At 68.1% G+C, this 15714-nt stretch carries 14 protein-coding genes; 12 read left to right on the top strand and 2 right to left on the bottom strand.

What is annotated here, in order from left to right; all coding sequences use genetic code 11:
• The first annotated feature begins 60 nt into the window (after nt 1–60).
• Nucleotides 61–882 carry an APH(6)-I family aminoglycoside O-phosphotransferase gene (locus tag AC1DCJ_RS06205; protein ID WP_137189449.1) on the top strand — a complete coding sequence of 274 codons (822 nt, stop codon included), beginning with the start codon at nt 61–63 and terminating at the stop codon, nt 880–882.
• Here the strand turns inward: AC1DCJ_RS06205 and clpS are convergent.
• The gene (clpS, locus tag AC1DCJ_RS06200; RefSeq protein WP_038688394.1) at nt 879–1211 is read right to left on the bottom strand and encodes an ATP-dependent Clp protease adapter ClpS; all 333 of its coding nucleotides are present in this window, start codon (nt 1209–1211) and stop codon (nt 879–881) included. The two genes, AC1DCJ_RS06205 and clpS, sit on opposite strands and share 4 nt — an antisense overlap.
• An 82-nt stretch (nt 1212–1293) precedes the next feature.
• Between clpS and AC1DCJ_RS06195 the strand changes: the two genes are divergently transcribed.
• The 9 genes from AC1DCJ_RS06195 to AC1DCJ_RS06155 all read left to right on the top strand — a co-directional run bounded on the left by AC1DCJ_RS06195 (nt 1294) and on the right by AC1DCJ_RS06155 (nt 8380).
• On the top strand, nt 1294–1758 hold the full coding sequence (locus tag AC1DCJ_RS06195) for a hypothetical protein (protein WP_137189448.1): 465 nt from the start codon (nt 1294–1296) through the stop codon (nt 1756–1758).
• Between the two features lies 1 nt (nt 1759).
• On the top strand, nt 1760–2221 hold the full coding sequence (locus tag AC1DCJ_RS06190) for an NUDIX hydrolase (protein ID WP_478070403.1): 462 nt from the start codon (nt 1760–1762) through the stop codon (nt 2219–2221).
• Nucleotides 2218–3357 (top strand): tRNA 2-thiouridine(34) synthase MnmA, encoded by a 1140-nt coding sequence (gene mnmA / locus AC1DCJ_RS06185; RefSeq protein ID WP_137189446.1) that lies wholly within the window; start codon nt 2218–2220, stop codon nt 3355–3357. Before AC1DCJ_RS06190 ends, mnmA begins: the two co-directional genes overlap by 4 nt.
• On the top strand, nt 3354–3968 hold the full coding sequence (hflD, locus tag AC1DCJ_RS06180) for a high frequency lysogenization protein HflD (protein WP_137189445.1): 615 nt from the start codon (nt 3354–3356) through the stop codon (nt 3966–3968). Before mnmA ends, hflD begins: the two co-directional genes overlap by 4 nt.
• A 227-nt stretch (nt 3969–4195) precedes the next feature.
• The gene (locus tag AC1DCJ_RS06175; RefSeq protein ID WP_038688404.1) at nt 4196–5386 is read left to right on the top strand and encodes a methyl-accepting chemotaxis protein; all 1191 of its coding nucleotides are present in this window, start codon (nt 4196–4198) and stop codon (nt 5384–5386) included.
• Nucleotides 5387–5484: 98 nt separating this feature from the next.
• Nucleotides 5485–5808: a hypothetical protein gene (locus tag AC1DCJ_RS06170; RefSeq protein ID WP_478070402.1), complete on the top strand. Its 324-nt coding sequence runs from the start codon at nt 5485–5487 to the stop codon at nt 5806–5808.
• A 17-nt stretch (nt 5809–5825) separates the two neighbouring features.
• Complete coding sequence (locus AC1DCJ_RS06165) at nt 5826–6959, top strand: winged helix-turn-helix domain-containing protein (RefSeq protein WP_478070401.1); 1134 nt, start codon at nt 5826–5828, stop codon at nt 6957–6959.
• Between the two features lie 184 nt (nt 6960–7143).
• Entirely contained in the window at nt 7144–7599 is a 456-nt protein-coding gene (locus tag AC1DCJ_RS06160; RefSeq protein WP_478070400.1) for a hypothetical protein, read from the top strand.
• Between the two features lie 331 nt (nt 7600–7930).
• On the top strand, nt 7931–8380 hold the full coding sequence (locus AC1DCJ_RS06155; protein WP_038688412.1) for a hypothetical protein: 450 nt from the start codon (nt 7931–7933) through the stop codon (nt 8378–8380).
• A 317-nt stretch (nt 8381–8697) separates the two neighbouring features.
• Here AC1DCJ_RS06155 and AC1DCJ_RS06150 read toward each other — a convergent pair whose 3' ends face one another.
• On the bottom strand, nt 8698–11490 hold the full coding sequence (locus AC1DCJ_RS06150; protein WP_478070399.1) for an EAL domain-containing protein: 2793 nt from the start codon (nt 11488–11490) through the stop codon (nt 8698–8700).
• 153 nt (nt 11491–11643) lie between these two features.
• Between AC1DCJ_RS06150 and AC1DCJ_RS06145 the strand changes: the two genes are divergently transcribed.
• Together AC1DCJ_RS06145 and AC1DCJ_RS06140 are read left to right on the top strand one after the other, a co-directional pair.
• Nucleotides 11644–13749 carry a sensor histidine kinase gene (locus tag AC1DCJ_RS06145; RefSeq protein ID WP_428710903.1) on the top strand — a complete coding sequence of 702 codons (2106 nt, stop codon included), beginning with the start codon at nt 11644–11646 and terminating at the stop codon, nt 13747–13749.
• Between the two features lie 2 nt (nt 13750–13751).
• Nucleotides 13752–15509, top strand: a complete 1758-nt coding sequence (locus AC1DCJ_RS06140) for an EAL domain-containing protein (RefSeq protein WP_038688418.1) — start codon at nt 13752–13754, stop codon at nt 15507–15509.
• The last annotated feature ends 205 nt before the right edge of the window (nt 15510–15714 follow it).

The following is a 15714-nucleotide window of genomic DNA, read 5'->3' as shown; positions in this document are numbered from 1 at the left end:
GACGGCGTTAGCGGTCCAACCCCACCCGGTTTCCCCAAGGCGCTTCCCAGCGACTCCATGATGCCTGAACTCCAGCTCACGAAATGGCAGCTTGTCCGTGATGGCGACGTCATCACCACCCCGCACGCCCGGCTGTGGCCGGTCCGCCTCCCCGACGGTTCCGCGGCCATGTTGAAGGTGAGCACGGAGACCGAGGAGCGCAACGGCCACCGGCTGCTGCGCTGGTGGGACGGCGACGGCGCGGTACGGCTGCTGGCCCATGACCACGAGGCGGTGCTGCTGGAGCGCGCCCAGCCGGGCGGGTCGCTGCGGGCGATGTCCATCGCCGGCCAGGATGCGCAGGCCACCGCGCTGCTGTGTACGGCCGCCGAACGCCTCCACCGCCCGCGCAGCACGGTGCCGGAGGGGCTGGTGCCACTGCAGGACTGGTTCCAGGCACTGCTGGAGCCCAACGTGGCGCTGTCGCCATTGCTGGAACAGTGCAGATCACTGGCATTGGCATTGCTGGACACGCAGATCGAGGTGCGCCCACTGCATGGCGACCTGCACCATGACAACGTGCTCGACGGCGGTGCGCGCGGCTGGCTCGCCATCGACCCCAAGCGCCTGCTTGGCGACCGCGCCTTCGACTACACCGTGCTGTTCTGCAACCCGGATCTGTGCGGGCCGGGCATCCACGTGGCCACCCAGCCGGCCATCTTTGACCGCCGGGTGGACCAGGTCAGCGCGCTGGCGGGGCTGGAGCGCACGCGCCTGCTGCGCTGGATCGCGGCCAGCGCCGGACTGTCGGCGGTGTGGTTCCTGGAGGATGGCTGCAACGCCGACGTCGACCTGGCCGTCACGGCCATGGCGTTGCGCCAACTGGCACGCGCCGGCGGCTAGCCGCTGGTCTTTTCCATCGTGCACAGCAGCGGGTGCTGGTTCATGCGCGAGAATTCGTTGACCTGGGCCACCTTGGACTCGGCAACCTCACGGGTGAACACCCCGCACACGCCGCGACCGCGGGTGTGGACGTGGAGCATCACCTGGGTGGCCTTGTCCAGGTCCATGGCAAAGAAGCTCTGCAGGACGGTCACCACGAAATCCATCGGGGTGTAGTCATCGTTCAGCAGCATCACCTGGTAGAACGGCGGCGGCGCCACCTCCGGCCGGGCCGGTTCCAGCATGACGCCGTGATCGTGGTGGGGTTCTTGGTTGGGCTCGCGGGGCATCCGCACATTATAGCGGGATTGGACGCCGCCTCTGTCGCCCTTCACAATCTGCACATCCACCCCACACTTTCACAGGGATTTCATGAAAAGGATCGTCACCGCGCTGTTGCTGACCGCCACGATGTTCGGCGCCCACGCAGCCGAACCCGACAAGGCCGTCGGCCGTGTGCTCAAGCAGCTGGACTACCCCTACGAGATCGACGAGGACGGCGACTACAAGCTGGTCTTCGATGCCGGCGAGGACCGTACCCAGCTGGTGTTCGTGCGTTCGTCGGTGGAAGAGTTCGGCAGCCACAAGATCCGCGAGATCTGGTCGCCCGGCTACAACTCCCCCGGCAAGCAGTTCCCGGCCGCGGTGGCCAACCGCCTGCTGGAAGACTCGCAGGACGCCAAGCTGGGCGCCTGGGTGAAGCAGGACCAGCTGGCCATGTTCGTGGTCAAGGTGGATGCCAATGCCAGTTCGGCCGCGCTGAGCGATGCCATCGATGCCGCCATGCGCACCGCCGATGCCATGGAAAACGAGCTGACCGAGACGGACGAATACTGAGGTGACTGCCGTGCAGGACCCGCGCTGGACGCCCCATGTCACCGTTGCCACCGTCGTGGTGCGTGACGGGCGCCTGTTGCTGGTGGAAGAGCGTATCGACGGCCGTGACGTGCTCAACCAGCCGGCCGGGCACCTGGAGGCGGGCGAAAGCCTGGCCGCCGCAGCGGTGCGCGAGACGCTGGAAGAAACCGGCTGGACGGTGCGCCTGAGCGCCTTCATCGGCGTCTACCAGTGGACCGCGCCCGACGGCACCGCCTTCCTGCGCTTCGCCTTCGCAGCCGCGCCGGTCGAGCACGATCCGGCCCGGCCGCTGGACACGGGCATCCTGCGCGCGCTGTGGATGACCCCGGCCGAGCTGCAGGCCAGCGCGGCACGCCTGCGCAGCCCGCTGGTCTGGGAGGTCGTAGCCGACTACCTGGGCGGCCAGCGCCATCCCCTGTCGCTGCTGAAGGAAACCGCATGAGTACCCCCCGGGTGATGGTCGGCGTGTCCGGCGGCGTGGACTCCTCGGTGGCGGCGTGGCGGCTGGTCCAGCAGGGCGAGCCGGTGGCCGGGCTGTTCATGCAGAACTGGGCCGACGACGGCAGCGGCGACTGCCGGGCCGAGGACGACCGCCGCGACGCAGTGGCGGTGTGCGGCCTGCTGGGCATCCCGTTCCACTTCCGCGATTTCTCCTCCGAATACTGGGAGGGCGTGTTCGCGCACTTCCTGGCCGAATACGCCGCCGGCCGCACCCCCAATCCGGACGTGCTGTGCAACCGGGAAGTGAAGTTCAAGCATTTCCTGGACGCGGCCCGCGAGCTGGGTGCCGAACGCATCGCCACCGGCCACTACGCCCGCGTAGCCCAGGTCGGCGGGCGCTGGGCGCTGCTGCGCGGCGCCGACCGCAGCAAGGACCAGAGTTACTTCCTGCACCAGCTGGGCCAGGAACAACTGGCGGCCACCCTGTTCCCGATCGGCGACCTGCAGAAGAACGACCTGCGCCGGATCGCCCGCGACGCGCGGCTGCCCACCCATGCCAAGAAGGATTCCACCGGGATCTGCTTCATCGGCGAGCGCGACTTCCGCGAGTTCCTGGGCCGCTACCTGCCCGCCAAGACCGGCGAGATCCGCGACCCGGATGGCGCCCTGATCGCCGAACACCCCGGCGTGTTCTATTTCACCCTGGGCCAGCGCGAGGGCCTGAACATCGGCGGCGTGCGTGGCCGCCCGGCCGCGCCCTGGTATGTGGTGGGCAAGGACGTGGCCAGCAACGTGCTCTATGTGGACCAGGACCGTGACAGCCCCTGGCTGCTCTCGACCCGGCTGCATTCCGAGGCCGCCCACTGGATCGCCGGCGCCCCGCCCGCCCGCCGTTTCGACTGCACCGCACAGACCCGCTACCGCCAGCCCGATGAACCCTGCACGGTGACGGTGCGCGACGATGGCACCCTGGAGGTGCTGTTTGCGCGCCCGCAACGCGCCGTCACCCCCGGTCAATCGCTGGTGTTGTATGACGATGAGGTCTGCCTGGGTGGCGCGGTGATCGCCGCCACCGACGCGCCGCTGGAACAGCGGCTGCGGACTGCCCCTTCCCCCTTCGAGGTATCTGCTGCATGAGTTTTTCCGTCGACGACCGCGTTCTTGCACTGGCCGGCATCGCCCAGGCCCTGCAGCAGGTGCGCCGCATCGCCGAAACCGGCCACTCCGAAGCGGCCGTGGTGCGCACCGCTGTAGACAGCGTGTTCCGCATCGATGCCGAGACGCCGCAGGCCATCTACGGCAGCCCGGCCAACGTGGCCCCGGGGCTGCGCCTGCTGCACAACTACTTCCGCAACCAGGGCCAGGACGACGCCCTGCCCCGGCTGGCGCTGGCCGTGCTGCAGCTGGAGCGCCGGTTCGTGCGTGAGCATGCGGTGGTGGACAAGGTGAGCCAGGGCATCGAGCGCGCCCAGCGCCAGGCCACCGAGCTGGGCGACAGCGCCCACCCGGACGTGCTGGCCGCCCTGGGCGGGCTGTACGCGGACACCATCAGCAATCTGAAGCCGCGGGTGATGGTCCAGGGCAACCCGCACTACCTGGGCCAGGCCGGGGTGGTGGCCGAGATCCGCGCCCTGCTGCTGGCGGCGGTGCGGTCGGCGGTGCTGTGGCGCCAGACCGGCGGCCAGTACTGGGACTTCCTGTTCTCGCGCAAGGCGATGATCGAAGCGGTGGACCGCCAGCTGCGCTGACTCACGGCGCCCCGAGCGCAGCGTGCGGCCACCCGTGGGATGGCGCTACCGTTGATGGATGCGGGTAGAGCCACCCCAGGGGTGGCTGGGTTGGGCGGTCGAGGATCCCGCAGCCACCCGTAGGGAGGCGCTACCGCGGGGAGGTTTTTCGATGGAATGTGCAGTGCAGCACTAAAGCAAATGGGGGTACGGCCGATACCTCAACCGTGCACTTCCCGAGAACGTCCATGTACTCACGCATCTTCATCCGTCTGGCCGCCCCCCTGGTCCTGACCCTGCTTCTTCCTTTCGCCATCGGTTTCGAATGGCCCGCCGCGCTGCGCTGGGCCATCCTGACCACGATGACGCTCAGCTGGCTGGGCTTTGCCTGGTGGACCGCCCGGGCCCAGACCCAGCGGTCACCCGAGCATGCCCGCATCCTGCGTGAGCAGGACCAGCTGCTTACCGAGCTGCGCAGCTTCGTTGCCAACGAAGTGGACGGCTCCCGCGGCGAAGTCGAACGCGCCCGTGATCTGATCCGCCATGCGGTCAGCGGCCTGGGTGGCAGCTTCGACGCCATGAACCGCAAGTCGCGCCAGCAAAGCCAGGCATTGGCCCGCATCGTCGACCGTGCCGGTGAAGACGGCGGTGCCGGTGTCGACGTCGCCCGCTTCGCCCAGCATGCCAGCCATCGCATGGAACAGCTGGTGGAAGCCCTGGAGCAGGTCAGCGGCCAGAGCAGCAACACCGTGCAGCACATCGACCAGATGGCGCAGCACCTGGATGGCATCTTCGCCCTGCTGGAAGACGTCAAGTCGATTGCCGACCAGACCAACCTGCTGGCGCTGAACGCGGCCATTGAAGCGGCCCGTGCCGGTGAGGCCGGTCGCGGCTTCGCGGTGGTCGCCGACGAGGTGCGTAACCTCTCCGAGCGCTCCACCACGTTCAACGAGCAGATCCGCAAGCTGGCGCACAGCTCCAAGGACGCCATCGCCAAGGTCCGCGAGACGGTCTCGCACATGGCCTCGCGCGACATGGACCGCTCCCGCGAAGCGCGCCACGAAGCGGCGCAGATGCTGGACAACGTGGCCCAGATCAATGCCTCGCTGGGCGACGGCATGCGCGAAATCTCCGAGTGTGGCCGTGCCATCGACAGCAGCGTGGCCGAAGCGGTCCGCGCCCTGCAGTTCGAAGACATCGCCACCCAGGCGCTGGGCGGGGTGCATACCCACCTGGACCGCCTGACCGCCATCAACCGCGAAGCGGTGGCCCTGCAGGAACTGCTGCACCGCAATGGCGGCGTGTTCGACGAAGAAGTCGTCAGCGCCCTGCAGCGTACCGGCAGCCGTCTGCGTGAAATGCGCAGCGAGTGGGAACGCCCGCCGCACAAGGCGGTTGCCCAGCAGAGCATGGCCGCTGGCGCGGTCGAGCTGTTCTGACCCAGATGTTCCGTGCCGGCAACGGCGCCCACAACGGCCCCGGTTTCCCCGGGGCCGTTGTGCTTGCAAGATCCGTCCTGGCTGCAGATGATCGACCCATGCTGTTGACGAACACCCCCCATGCCGCACTCACCTCGTCCGCCCCCCTGCCCGAGGCAGTGGCTGCGCCAGAGGAATGCAACCACCCGCCCTCGCCTGCCCGCACGCCCGAACCGCTGCGCGGCCGCGCATTGCTGGCCCAGCTTGAGCAGCTGGCGCAGCGGGAACTGGCGCAACTGGCGGCACAGGTCGGGCTTTCCGGGTCGTTGGGCCCGTCTGTTATGGACCCGGCGTTGATCGGCCTGGCTTGGGACCTGGGACTGAGTGGCGATGCCGTGGTGACCGCTTCCCCGGACCTGACGTACTCCCCGCACCGTCCATGACATCCGGCTTGAGGCGCGTGGCACTGCATGCGCAGGGGCTGGCGTCACGGGCGCCGTTCGGCCAAGGCCCGGCGGGCACCCACCGCGCCATCGCCCACCTGGGCTATGTGCAGATCGATACGCTGTCGGTGGTGGAGCGCGCGCATCACCACGTGCTGTGGAATCGGGTGCCCGATTACGACCCGGCGCACTTGAACCGCCTGGTCGGCGAGCGGCAGATTTTCGAGTACTGGTATCACGCGGCTGCCTATCTTCCGATGTGCGATTACCGCTACGCGCTGCGCCGGATGCACGCGATACGGACGGGAGAAAGCCGCTATTTCCGTGGCGGCGACCCGCAGCTGATGAAGCAGATCCTGGCGCGGATCCGCACCGACGGCCCGATGCGGATGCGCCACCTGGACCCGGGCACCAAGGAAGCCGGCAGCTGGTGGAACCAGGGGCCCGGCCGGCGCGCCTTCGAGACGCTGTTCATGCGCGGCGACCTGATGGTGTGCGAGCGCAACGGCATGGAGAAATCCTACGACCTGGCCGAGCGCTGCCTGCCCGACGACGTCGATCTGCGTGTTCCCACGCTGGGTGAGTACGCGACCTATCTGTTCGAGACTACGCGACGGTCACACGGCGTGTTCACCCTGAAACAGCTGCTGCACCTGCAGGCCGGAAAGGACCTGCGCGATGCGATGCGCGCAGTGGTCGACGAACGGGTCGATGCGGGTCAGGTGAGCGTGTGCAAGGGCAACGACGAGGTGACCACCTACGTCGACGTGGCAGCGCTGGACCGTCCGATGCGGCTGCGTCGCGAGGTGAAGATCCTGTCCCCGTTCGACAACCTGGTCATCCACCGGGACCGCCTGAGCGCCCTGTTCGCCTTCGACTACCGGGTCGAGTGCTATGTGCCGGCGGGCAAGCGCGTGCATGGCTACTTCTGTCTGCCCGTGCTGTACGCAGACCAGGTGGTGGGCCGGGTGGACTGCAAGGCGCACCGTAGCGAGCAGCGGCTGGAGGTGATACGCCTGCACGTGGAGCGCGACGATCTGGATCGCGATCACTTCCTGCCGGCACTGCGCAAGGCGCTGCACCGGTTCGCGGTGTTCAATCGATGTCCGGAGCTGGACGCACGCGCCGTGGATGGGATGGCGCTGCGGTAGCGGTTGAATGCCTGCCGACGGCCGATAGTTGTGGCATCGGGTGTTGGCCGGCGACGTTTGTGCGCCCCGCCCCATAATTGTCTGAGGCGCCGCAGTCTATCAGCCGTCGATCCGGATTTGCCACGGGGGGTATCCTCTGTTGCTGCGCCGGCCTGCAAGGGTGTCGGCATCCACAAGGAACAGCATGGCCGAACTGACAGATTTCCATCTTTTCTGGGGCGAAGCGATGGCGGCGGCGGAGCGGCATGCCGCCTCGATGGAAGCCGATGGCGCCGAAGATTTCGCCCAGCAGCTCTATCGCGAGTACCTGGAACAGGGCGCACCCAAGCCGCGCAAGAAATGGCTGGCCACCCGGCTGGCAAACGCCTTTCCCTGCATGGATGCCAAGCCGAAGTGGGTGGGTGAGCCGGCCTGGTTGTACCACCAGGGGCAACCGATGGTGTTCCTGCACCAGTTCCAGGTCAGCAGTGCCGCGCAACACCTGATCGGCCACATGTCATTGGGCGAAACGCTCTACATGTTCGGAGGGCGACACCGGTTGGGCCCTGGCCCCGACGCTGGCTGGACCGACATCTACCGCATCTCCGTGCAGACCTACGAAGGCGACACGGCAGGGGAGATTCCGGGCCCGCAGGGGTAAGCGCACCCACGCGATCCGCGGTAGAGCCGACCGTTGGTCGGCTGCACCGGGAGCAGCCGACCAACGGTCGGCTCTACCCGCCAAGAGTGTGCGGCCAATGGAACCCGCGCGAACGTTGAGCGATCGCGCGCGATCAGATCGCGTGGGCCGGGGGCATGGCCGCAGCCCCGGGGACACCACCCACACGGAACCCCGCAAGCGTAGAGCCGACCGTTGGTCGGCTGCACCGGCAGGCAATCCCCCAGGCAAACACGCGCTTTACAACAAGTTGCATCGACACAGCCCCGGGACTTTTCCAACATCGGCTCCCCCTGAGACGAGTTGCTTCCCCATGGCTGAATTCACGCCACACCTCTCGATTGACCTGAAGCCCCTACCCGCCGGTGCCGAGCCGTGGCTTCTTGAGCCCATGGAACTGAACATTCTCCGGCGCACCCTGGATGAAACGGGCGACTTCCAGCAGCCGTATGCCGCACTGGAGGACCTTGATGACGCGGACGCCGGCAGTGTCGATGCGAACGTTGAGGTTTCCTCGGTGCAGCTCGATGACGGCCCCCCTGCGATCCTCATCGAAGATGACGGGGCCGAGGATGTGCAGGACTATCTCGTGCTGGAGGCCCCATGGCGTGGACTGCCCGCTGGCACGTTGCTGCACAGGTCCGGACAGAGTGCACGCGCGCTGACCGTTGACGACACGGACCCCGGCCGGACGCGCGCACTGACGATGTTGGTGTTCCTGGACCTGCTGATGATCGTTTCGGGGCCGGAAGCCGGCGCGTGATGAGACCGCGTCAAGCCACCCTCTCTGGTAGAGCCGACCGTTGGTCGGCTGCACCGGGAGCAGCCGACCGACGGTCGGCTCTACCGGGGGGCGCGTGCGATCAAATTGCGCGGGTCGGTGACGCGGTGGCGGAGATGCCGGGGCTGCTGGGGTAAGGCCATCTACAAACGTAGAGCCGACCGACGGTCGGCTCTACCCGCCAAATGTGCGTGACCAACGGAACGCCGCGCATGGTGAGGGATCGCGGGCGATCAGGTCGCGCGGATCGGCGGTGCGCGGCCAACAGAACCCCGCGCACGTTGCGGGATCGCGCGCGATCAGATGGCGTGGGTCAGCGCGACCAGCGCTTCGCGCGGCGCGATGCGGGTGCCGCCGGTCTTCAGCCACTGGGCCAGGTCGCGCGGGGTGAGCGGGCGCGAATACAGGTAACCCTGGATTTCGTCGCAGCCCTGGCGGCGCAGCATGGCTTCTTCCTGCTCGGTTTCCACACCCTCGGCGACAACCTTCATGCCCAGCGCATGGCCCAGGTGGACGATGGCCTGGGTGACTTCGGCCGTGCCGGTGTCGTGCAGCATCCCCTGCACGAAACTGCGGTCGATCTTCAGGCGGCCCACCGGGAAGCGGTTGAGGTAATGCAGGTTGGAGAAGCCGGTGCCGAAGTCATCCACTGCCAACGGCACGCCGTGGCGTTCAAGCACGTCGAAGCAGTGGCGCAGGACGTCGGTGTCCCGGATCAACGCAGACTCGGTCAACTCCAGCTCCAGCCGCTGCGGCGGCCAGCCGTGCGCATGGCAGATGTCGATCACACGTTCGGCGAAGCCGCGGTCGCGCAGCTGCACCGCCGAGACGTTGACCGCCACGCGGTCGAACGCCAGGCCGGCCGCATCCCAGGCGGCGGCCTGGCGGCAGGCCTCGGCCAGCACCCAGTCGCCGATGCGGACGATCTCACCGCATTTTTCGGCGATCGGAATGAACTCGGCCGGGCTGCAGTAACCGATACCGGGCCGATGCCAGCGCAGCAGGGCTTCGATCGCCGGTGGCTGATCATTCTCGGCATGCAGCAGCGGCTGGTACGCCAGGGTGAACTCTTCGCGGTCGATTGCGCCGAGCAGCGCGTGCTCGATCTCCAGCTTGCGCTGGATCTTGGCCAGCGCGTCCTGGCTGTAATACTGGTAGGTGTTGCGCCCCGCTTCCTTGGCGGCGTACATCGCCGCGTCGGCCGCGCGCAGCAGCGATTCAAAGTCGTGGTGGCTCTGATCAAGCATGGCGATGCCCACGCTGGCGCCCACCTTCAGCGTAGTCTCGCCGCGCTGCAGCGGTTCGGCCAGCGAAGCGATCAGCTTGCGCGCCACATGGCCGGCGTCCTCGGGGTCGGCCAGGTCACGCAGCACCACGATGAACTCGTCGCCGCTGAAACGGCCGAACAGGTCGGCGTTTCGCAGGTTCTGGTGCAGGCGGCTGGCCGCCGCCTTCAGCAGCGCATCGCCGGTGGCGTGGCCGAAGGTGTCGTTGATGGTCTTGAAGCCATCCAGGTCGATGAACAGCATCGCCAGCGGCGCGCCACGGTCACGCGCCTCTTCGATGGCATCGGCGGTCTGCTCGCGCAGCAGCATGCGGTTGGGCAGGCCGGTAAGCAGGTCGTAGTGGGCCAGCAATTCGATGCGCTCGTTGGCTTCGCGCTCGCGGGTGATGTCACGGAACAGCACCACGAAGCGGGTCGGCAGGCCATCGCGGCGGTCCAGTTCGATCAGCACCTGCACCCAGATGCGCAGCCCGGACTGGCGGTAGAAGCACAGGTCCAGCTGCTCGGGCAGGCCGCCGTCGGCGATACGCTCCAGCGCCGCCTCGAAGGCATTGCGCGAGTCCTGGGTGTACAGGGCCAGCGCCTGGTCCAGGCTGATCGGCTCCTTGCGCAGGCCGTGGATGCGGTAGCACTCCTCGGTCCACTGCATGTGGCGGGTGGTCACTTCGATTTCGCAGCCACCGATGCGGCCCAGCGCCGACACGCGGTTGAGCAGTTCGGTGCGCCACCGGATCAGCGCGTCGGTCTGGTGCTGTTCGGTGATGTTCTGGACCTGGCCCAGCAGGCGCTGGATGCGGCCGTCGGCGCCCAGCAGGGGTTGCATCCACAGGCGCAGGTGCAGCGCGCCTTCGCGCTCGCGCGGCAGTTCCAGCTCCAGGGTGGTCGGTTTGCCATCGCGCAGCATGCGCCGCCAGGCGTGGCGCAGCAGGCTGCGCGAGCGCGGTTCAAGCTGGCGCAACCAGCGCCGGCGACCGCTCAGCGGATCTTCGCCCACGCCCAGCAGGGCGCGGAACTCCGGCGACCACCAGAACTGGCGCTGGGCCGGGTCCCACGACCAGCTGCCCATGCTGGCGATGCGCTGGGCCTCGCGCAGGTGCACCTGCTGCTCCAGCAGCTGCGCCTCCAACTGCTTCTGGGCCTGGATGTCGGTGTGCGTGCCCACCATGCGCAAGGGCTGGCCGTCGGCGGTGCGCGCCACCACCCGGCCACGGTCGAGCACCCAGCGCCAGTCCCCGTCAGGGTGGCGCAGTCGGTATTGGGCGGCGTACACCTCGCCGTCGCCGCGCAGGTGCGCGTCGAGGGCGGCGCGCACGGCCGGCTGGTCATCCGGGTGGACCGGGGCGAGCAAGGCGGCGGTGACATCGCCCCGGGTGACTTCTTCGGCCGGCACCGGCTGGTCGTCCCAGCGCCGTGACCGGATCACGGCATCGCTGGGCAGGTCCCAGTCCCACAGGCCGTGGCCGGCGTGGTCCAGGGCCAGCTCCCAGCGGCTGCCGGCGTAGCTGGCCACCGGCTCGGGCACGCTCAGGGTGAACGCCAGCAGGTTGCCGTCCGGGTCGTGCACGGCCCGCAGCCAACCATCCAGGCGACCGCGCGGCCCGCCGGGCAGCTGGCAGGGCACCAGGCCTCCATCAGCCGCCAGCAGGCGCAGGTCTTCCAGCAGCTCGCCATAGGCCGCCACGGTTGCCGGCAGCCCAAGCTCGCGCGCGACCGGGTTGGCCGCCAGCGGCCGCCCGGCCCGGTCGAGGATGACCAAGGCCGACGCCAATGGGTGCTGCAGCAGACTCGCGATAATCCCTTGGTCCACGCGGTAAGACTCCGATAACGCACCCGACGACCGGGAACGCAATCGTTAGCGGCGGATTTCGCCAATTATTGAGCGGTGCGCGGCGTGCACCCCCAAATGGCATGACACCCACTAAGATGCAGTTCGCCCGCCCCGAAGGTCCCCGACCCGTCCATGCCTGTCGTTCCCTCCGGCCTGCCCCACCCCACCGCCCCCGAACGCCCGCTCGCCCAGGCCCTGCGCCGCGACCGCTGGCGGGTGGTGGCCGGTTACCTGGTGCTGGCGCTGGTGTGGATCCTGAGCAGCGATGCCGCGGTGCAGGTGCTGGCCGGCGACATGGCCACCGCGGCGCGGTGGCAGACCGCCAAGGGCACCTTTTTCGTGGTGGCCAGCGCCGGGCTGATCTATCTGCTGCTGCGACCGCTGGCCCAGCATGTGTTGCACGCCCATTCGCAGCTGGAAAGCTCCGAAGCCCGCCATCGACAGATGTTCCAGGGCAACCCCGGGCCGATCCTGGTCTACGACCTGGAATCCCTGGCGATCCTGGATGTGAACCCGGCCGCCAGCAGCCTGTTTGGCTGGGACCGCGAGGCGTTCATGGCCATGCCGATCAGCGCGCTGTGGCCCCCCGGCGAAGAGACCCAGCTGGCCGCCAAGCTGGCGGAGATCCGCGCCGAGCCCGGCGAACTGTGTGTATTGACGGCCGACCTGCAACTGCGTGACGGCAGCCGCCGGCGCATGGAAATGCGCAGCAACGCCATCAATTACGGCGGGCGGCCTGCCCGGCTGCTGATCGCCATCGACCGCACCAGCGAAACCCAGGCCCTGCGCCGCCGTGACATGGCCCTGGCCCGGGTTGAGGAAGCGCACGAAATGGCCCGCATCGGCGCGTGGGAAGTGGACCCGGCCACCGGGCTGGGCCGCTATTCCAACCAGGTCTACCACCTGCTGGGCCGCCGCCCGCCGGAAGCGCGCCGCTGGCATCGCTTCGAGGAACTGCTGGTGCCGGCCGACCCGGCCACGGCCGCGTTGAGCGAACAGTTGCTGCAGGACATGACCGGCGAGCAGGTGCAGATCGACGTGCTGCTGCCGCTGCTGGCGATGGACGGGCGTGCGCTGATGGTGCACCTGCGCGCCGAAAGCGGGCACGACGACGCCGGCCGGCCGCGCGTGCTGGGCACCCTGCAGGATGTCACCGAGCGCGAGCAGTCGCGCCGCCTGCTGCGCGAGCGCGAAGAGCAGTTCCGCGAGCTGGTGCGGGTGCTGCCCGATGGGGTGGTGATCCTGTCCGACGAATACGTGCTGTATGCCAACGCCTGCGCGGCCGCCCAGTTCGGCTATGGCCAGCACACGCTGCTGGGCGAGCCGCTGTCGGCGCTGGTGGACGCCGGTGATCTGGCGCGGGTGCGGGCGCAGTTGTTTGCGCCGATCCCGCTGCCGAGCACCGGCGCCGGTGAAGTGATCGGCATGCGTCGGCTGGACCGGGAGCGCTTCCAGGCCGGACTGGCCGTGGGTGATGTGCGTTATGGCGGACGCAACTGCAAGCTGTTGATCGTGCGCGACCTCAGCGAACCCGAGCGGATCCGCGAAGCCCTGGAAACCAGCAACCGCGAGTTGCAGGCGATGGCCGGGCGGTTGTTCTCGCTGCAGGAAGATGAGCGCCGCGCGATCTCGCGCGACCTGCATGATGACATCGGCCAGGCGATCACCGCGATGAAGCTGTCGGCGTACGCCGCACAGGACGAGGCCGATGACACGCGCCGCGGCGAAGACCTGGAGCAGATCATCCAGCTGGCCGACGCCACCGTGGGCAAGCTGCGCGACATTTCCACGCTGCTGCGCCCGCCGCAGCTGGACGCGCTGGGGCTGGAAGCCGCGCTGCGCTGGCAGGCCGGCATGTTGTTCCGCTCGGCGGCGATCGAACTGCTGGCCGACATCCAGGCGCTGCCGCGACGCCCGCAGGGCGATATCGAGCAGGCCTGTTTCCGCATCGCCCAGGAAAGCCTGACCAACGTGCTGCGCCACGCGCGCGCCAGCCAGGTAAGCCTGCAGCTGCATGACGTGGGCGACAGCGGCCTGCACCTGCAGGTGCGCGACGATGGCGAAGGCTTCGACCCGGAAGGCCCGCGCGGGCTGGGGCTGATCGTGATGCGCGAACGCGCGCAGAGCGTGGGCGGCACCCTGCGCATCGAATCGGCGCACGGCGCCGGCACCCTGATCGACCTGTACCTGCCGTATCGCAGCAGCGCTGCGGCCACTCCCGATACACTGGAACACTGAACATGTGGAACCCTTCCCTGCCCCTGGTCAGCATCGAGGACGCACCGCCGCGCCTGGGTGCGGGCAATCCCGAGCTGCAGGCGATGGTCACCGAGGCCGCCTCCGGTGGCACGCCGCTGATGCTGATGCACGTGGACATCGACCATTTCGCGTCGGTCAACGAGAACATGAGTGCCGAAGTCGGCGACCAAGCACTGGTGCTGGTGGCCCAACGCCTGCAGCACCACCTGCGCGGCCGCGGCAAATTGTGGCGGCATGGCAGCGACGAGTTCCTGATTGCGGTGCCGCGCAGTGCCGGGGTGCCGTTGCCGGAAGACCTGGCCGAGGAAATCCGCCAGCAGCTGGAACTGCCGTTGTCGGTGCTGCCGTACACGCTGTTCATGACCGGCAAGCTGGGCGTGAGCCTGTGCCCGGAACATGCCACCGGCACCTCGCGCCTGCTTGACCACGCCGAAGACGCCCTGCACCAGGCCGCCCGCGAAGGCGGCAACGCGGTCCGCATCCACGCCGTGGACACGCCCTCCAGTGCGCACAGCGAAAGCATCATCGCGCGCCAGATCGTGGACGCCATTCCCAATGGCGAGTTGAAGCTGCGCTACCAGCCGCTGGTGAGCGCGCGCGACGGCCACGTGGTGGGCATGGAGGCCTTGCTGCGCTGGCAGTCGCCCACGCTGGGCATGCTGGTGCCGGAGCGCTTCATGCGCACCGCCGAGCGGCTGGGCATCATCGTGCAGATCGGCACGTGGGTGCTGGAAGGCGCGCTGAAGCAGGCCAAGCTGTGGCGCGACCAGGGCTTCGACGATTTCACCATCGCCGTCAACGTGTCCACCCTGCAGCTGCTGCGCCCGAACTTCTTCGCCGAAGTGATGTCGGTGCTGCAGGCCGCCGGCGTCCCGGCGCAGATGCTGACCCTGGAGATCAACGAAAGCGCGTTGACCAACAACGTCAATTTCGTGCATGAAACCCTGGTCAACCTGCGCAACGAAGGGATCAGCCTGAGCCTGGACAACTTCGGCACCGGCGATTCCAGCCTCAGCGCCTTGGTGCGCTACCCGGTGGACAAGCTGAAGATCGACCGCAGCTTCATCAAGAGCGCACCGGCCGGCAACCGCGAGGCGGCCATCGCGCGCGCCATTATCGCCATGGGCCACCAGCTGGGCATGACGGTGATCGCCAACGGCGTGGAATCGCAGGCGCAGCTGGGCTTCCTGCGGCGCAACGACTGCGACGTATTCCAGGGCTACCTGTTCGGCGAGCCGATGTCGGCCGACGCGGCGGGCATGACCCTGCGCCGCCGCTACCTGCGCCCGGAAGCCTTCGCCGAGACCCGCCCCGACCGCACGCTGCTGTTGCTGGACGACGAAGAGAACGTGCTGCGCTCGCTGGTGCGGCTGTTCCGTCGCGACGGCTACCGGATCCTGGCGGCTGGCAACGTACGCGATGCGTTCGACCTGCTGGCCATCAACGACGTGCAGGTGATCCTGTCCGATCAGCGCATGAGCGACATGAGCGGCACCGAGTTCCTGGGCCGGGTGAAAATGCTGTACCCGGACACGATCCGGCTGGTGCTGTCGGGCTACACCGACTTGAACACGGTCACCGACGCGATCAACCGCGGCGCGATCTACCGGTTCCTGACCAAGCCGTGGAACGACGACGAGTTGCGCAAGCACATCCACCAGGCGTTCCGCACGCACGAAGAGCAGCGCCGCGCCAACACCGCACCGCCGGTGGCATTGCCGGCGGTGGACGAGGACTGAGGGCGCCAATCATCGCGCCGCACGACGACCGAGGACGCCCCTCATCGAGGTAGAGCCGACCGTTGGTCGGCTGCTCTTGCCCGAGGGAACCCATCATCCCGGTAGAGCCGACCGTTGGTCGGCTGCTGTTGCCTGAGGGCACCCATCATCTCGGTAGAGCCGACCGTTGGTCGGCTGCATCGCGCATGGCGCGGTGCATGTATCA

It is taken from the genome of Stenotrophomonas sp. 10N36 (genome assembly GCF_056395005.1).
The sequence above is the reverse complement of the archived record's forward strand: the minus strand, read 5'-3'. Positions and strand labels throughout refer to the sequence as shown.